This window comes from Mesorhizobium sp. M6A.T.Cr.TU.017.01.1.1, from assembly GCF_004023115.1.
In the GTDB taxonomy this organism is placed as follows: Bacteria; Pseudomonadota; Alphaproteobacteria; order Rhizobiales; family Rhizobiaceae; genus Mesorhizobium; species Mesorhizobium mediterraneum.
Genome location: NZ_RZTA01000226.1, coordinates 1 through 3550, shown reverse-complemented (window position 1 = coordinate 3550; position 3550 = coordinate 1). Strand labels below are relative to the sequence as shown.

General features: G+C 61.7%; 3 protein-coding genes. 1 reads left to right on the top strand and 2 read right to left on the bottom strand.

All coding sequences use genetic code 11. The annotated features are described in order from the left end of the window. The coding region (locus tag EOB36_RS33400; protein ID WP_128286563.1) for a valine--tRNA ligase at positions 1–2306 on the bottom strand (2306 nt) is incomplete at its 3' end. A gap of 276 nt (positions 2307–2582) precedes the next feature. On the opposite strand from EOB36_RS33400, the gene EOB36_RS33395 reads away from it, so the two are divergent. Then, entirely contained in the window at positions 2583–3227 is a 645-nt protein-coding gene (locus EOB36_RS33395) for a VOC family protein (protein ID WP_095485483.1), read from the top strand. A gap of 58 nt (positions 3228–3285) precedes the next feature. Here the strand turns inward: EOB36_RS33395 and EOB36_RS33390 are convergent. Beyond that, the coding region (locus tag EOB36_RS33390; RefSeq protein WP_128286562.1) for a PopZ family protein at positions 3286–3550 on the bottom strand (265 nt) is incomplete at its 5' end.

Sequence of the window (3550 nt, the reverse complement as noted above, 5' to 3'; positions counted from 1 at the left end):
GCCTCATCCTCGAAGTCGGGCGACGGCCAGGCGGCATGGCAAAGCAGCGACGGCCGTTCCTTGCCCTCGCCTGATGTCTCAGCCCACAGTTCTTCGGTCATGAACGGCATCATCGGATGCAGCAGCTTATAGATCTCATCGAGCACGAAGGCGACGCAGGCCCGGCTCTCGGCCTTGGCAGCCTCGTCAGTGCCCATGAAGACCGGCTTCAGCAGCTCCAGATACCAGTCGCAGAACAGGTTCCAGACGAAGCGATAGGCCGCACCCGCCGCCTCGTTGAAGCGGTATGAGGTGATGCCATCGGTGATTTCGCGCGCGGCGCGCGTCAGTTCGGTCAGGATCCAGCGGTTGACCGCCAGCTTGGCGTCGTTCAGCCAGAAATCGTCGTTCCTCGCGACGTCGTTCATCTCGGCAAAACGCGTCGCGTTCCACAGCTTGGTGCCGAAGTTGCGGTAGCCGGCGATGCGGGCCGGATCGAGCTTCACGTCGCGTCCTTGCGCCGCCATCACCGTCAGCGTGAAGCGCAGGGCGTCGGCGCCGTATTCGTCGATGAGATCGAGCGGGTCGATGACGTTGCCTTTCGACTTCGACATCTTCTGCCCGTTCTTGTCGCGCACTAGCGCGTGCATATAGACGGTATGGAACGGCTCCTCGTCCATGAAATGCAGGCCCATCATCATCATGCGAGCGACCCAGAAGAAGATCAGGTCGAAACCGGTCACCAGCACGTCGGTCTGATAGTAGGTCTTCAGTTCCGGCGTCTTTTCCGGCCAGCCAAGCGTCGAGAACGGCCACAGCGCCGAAGAGAACCATGTGTCGAGCACGTCCTCGTCGCGGGTCAGTATCTCGCCCGGCTTGAAGTTCTCGAGCTTGTCCTCGACCCAGGCCTTCCATGGCCCTTCCAGCGCCAGATAATATTCGACGGCGGCTGCGAGCGCCTCCTCTTCGGTCTTCTCGACGAAGACACGCCCGTCCGGCCCGTACCAGGCCGGGATCTGGTGCCCCCACCAGAGTTGGCGCGAGATGCACCAGGGTTCAATGTTTTCCATCCACTGGAAGTAAGTCTTCTCCCAACTGCCGGGTATGATCTTGGTGCGGCCTTCGCGCACGGACGCGATCGCCGGCTTGGCGAGTTCGGCCGCATTGACGTACCACTGGTCGGTCAGGAACGGTTCGATCGGCACGCCGCCGCGATCGCCATGCGGCACGGCATGGCGGTGCGGCTCGACCTTTTCGAGGAAACCGCCCGCCTCCATCAACTCGACGACCCTTTTGCGCGCGGCGAAACGATCGAGGCCGTTGAGCTCATCCCAGACGGACTCGCGCTCGGGGGTAACTTCAAGCCCGGCGAGAAAATCTTCATTGTCCGTGAGGGTCACCGCCGCCTCGACGGTGAGGATGTTGATCGCCGGCAGCCTGTGGCGCTTGCCGACCTCGAAGTCGTTGAAATCATGCGCCGGCGTGATCTTGACCGCGCCGCTGCCCTTTTCCGGATCGGAATATTCGTCCGCCACCACCGGGATCTTGCGGCCGACGATCGGCAGGACGAGGTTTTTGCCAACCAGGTGCCGAAAACGCTCGTCGTCCGGATGCACCGCGACCGCCGTATCGCCCAGCATCGTCTCGGGGCGCGTCGTCGCCACGGTGATGAAGGTTTTTGGATTTTCCGGATCGAAGATCTCGCCTTCGACCGGATAGCGGAAGTGCCAGAGGTTGCCGTTGACCTCCTGCTGCTCGACCTCCAGGTCGGAAATGGCCGTGAGCAGCTTCGGGTCCCAGTTCACAAGCCGCTTGTCCTTGTAGATCAGCCCTTCCTTGTAGAGCGTGACGAACACTTCGAGCACCGCCTTGGATAGGCCCTCGTCCATGGTGAAGCGCTCTCTGCTCCAGTCGGCCGACGCCCCCAGCCGCTTCAGCTGGTTGAGGATCGCGCCGCCGGATTCGGCCTTCCACTCCCATACTTTCTCGATGAACTCATCGCGCGTCAGGTCGCGGCGGTGGATCTGCTTTTCCATAAGCCGGCGCTCGACCACCATCTGCGTTGCGATGCCGGCATGGTCCATGCCCGGCTGCCACAGCACGTTCTTGCCGCGCATGCGCTCGAAGCGCACCAGAATGTCCTGCAGCGTGTTGTTGAGCGCGTGGCCCATATGCAGCGAGCCGGTGACGTTCGGCGGCGGGATGACGATGGTGAAGGCTTCGGCACCCTCCTCGGCCCCTGCGCCGGCACGAAACGCGTCGGCCTCTTCCCAGATTTTAGCGATCTTCGGCTCGACGGTTTTGGCGTCGTAGGTTTTTTCGAGCATGGAAAGGCGTCCGAGCTGTCGGGATTGTTGGGTTTGGTGTAAATCGGAAGGCAGTTGGCAAGTCAACCAGCCGCAGATGGCATGGCCAATAGATAGGGGCCTCATAGTTCGAGGCAATTCGCATAAGCGATCCTCCATGAGCCACGCCTCTTGACCGGCGATCGCGAACCGCAATACCTTGCCAACGCTGCTATAGGGCGCATCGGCTTCCCGCCGGAGGGGCATTGCCCGCCTACGACACCTTAACCCTCACCGCGCCCTAGCCGAATTTCGAACATGTCGAATTTCGAAAACTTCAGGAAACAGGCCAAGCTCCACCTGCGCTGGCATCGCGAGCGGTACTATCCCGTCGCGGCCGCGATCGGGTCGATACTGCCGCGTTTCCGCCATCTGACCGATCGCCAGATCCTGGATCACAGCTTCAAGCTTGCCGACGCCCAGGAGCTGGTTGCCAAGAAGGCTGGGTTCGAAAGCTGGCAGGCGCTGAAGAAAGGCCTTCAAACCATGACCGACAGCACGACATCCGATGCCGAAAAACCCTTCCTTGCCTTGGCCGAGCCGCAGCTTTTTGTCTGCGACATTGCTGCCGCCCGGGCGTTCTATGAACAGAAGCTCGGCTTCACGACGCGCTTCACCTATGGCGAACCGCCCTTCTATGCCCAGGTCTTTCGCGACGGCGCGCGGTTGAATCTGCGCCATGTCGACAAGCCTCTGTTCGACAACGGCTTAAGAGCAAGAGAGGACTTGCTGTCGGCAACCATCGCGGTCGACGCCATCAAGCCGCTGTTCCTCGAGTACCAGGCGGCTGGGGCCAGCTTTCATCAGACGTTGCGGACCGAACCGTGGGGCGCCCGCACCTTCATCGTGGCAGATCCCGACGGAAACCTGATCGCCTTTGCCACATCGGTTGAGAGCGGTTGAGCTCCCAGGCCAACGAAACCGCCGCCGCGGTGGTGGTGGTCATCCGCTGTCGGAACTGTTACTGCGCGCCGCGCGCCACGCGTTCGATTTCCTCGCGCACCAGCCGCTCGACCAGCGTCGGTAGATTGTTGTCCAGCCAGTCTTGCAGCATGGGCCTCAGCATCTCTTCGGCCATCTCGTCGAAGGTTTTCTTGCTGCGGCTGGCGAATGCATCGGAAAGCTCACCAAAGGCGGCGGCAACCTGCCGGCCCGTATGTTCGGAAAGGATCGCCGGACGAGCCGACGACGCCTCGTTTGTCGCCGGGCGCGCCAATCCGCTTTGC

Excerpts from the sequence above, each read along its gene's own strand:
- EOB36_RS33395 (WP_095485483.1), top strand. The coding sequence starts at position 2,583 with ATGTCGAATTTCGAAAACTTCAGGAAACAGGCCAAGCTCCACCTGCGC.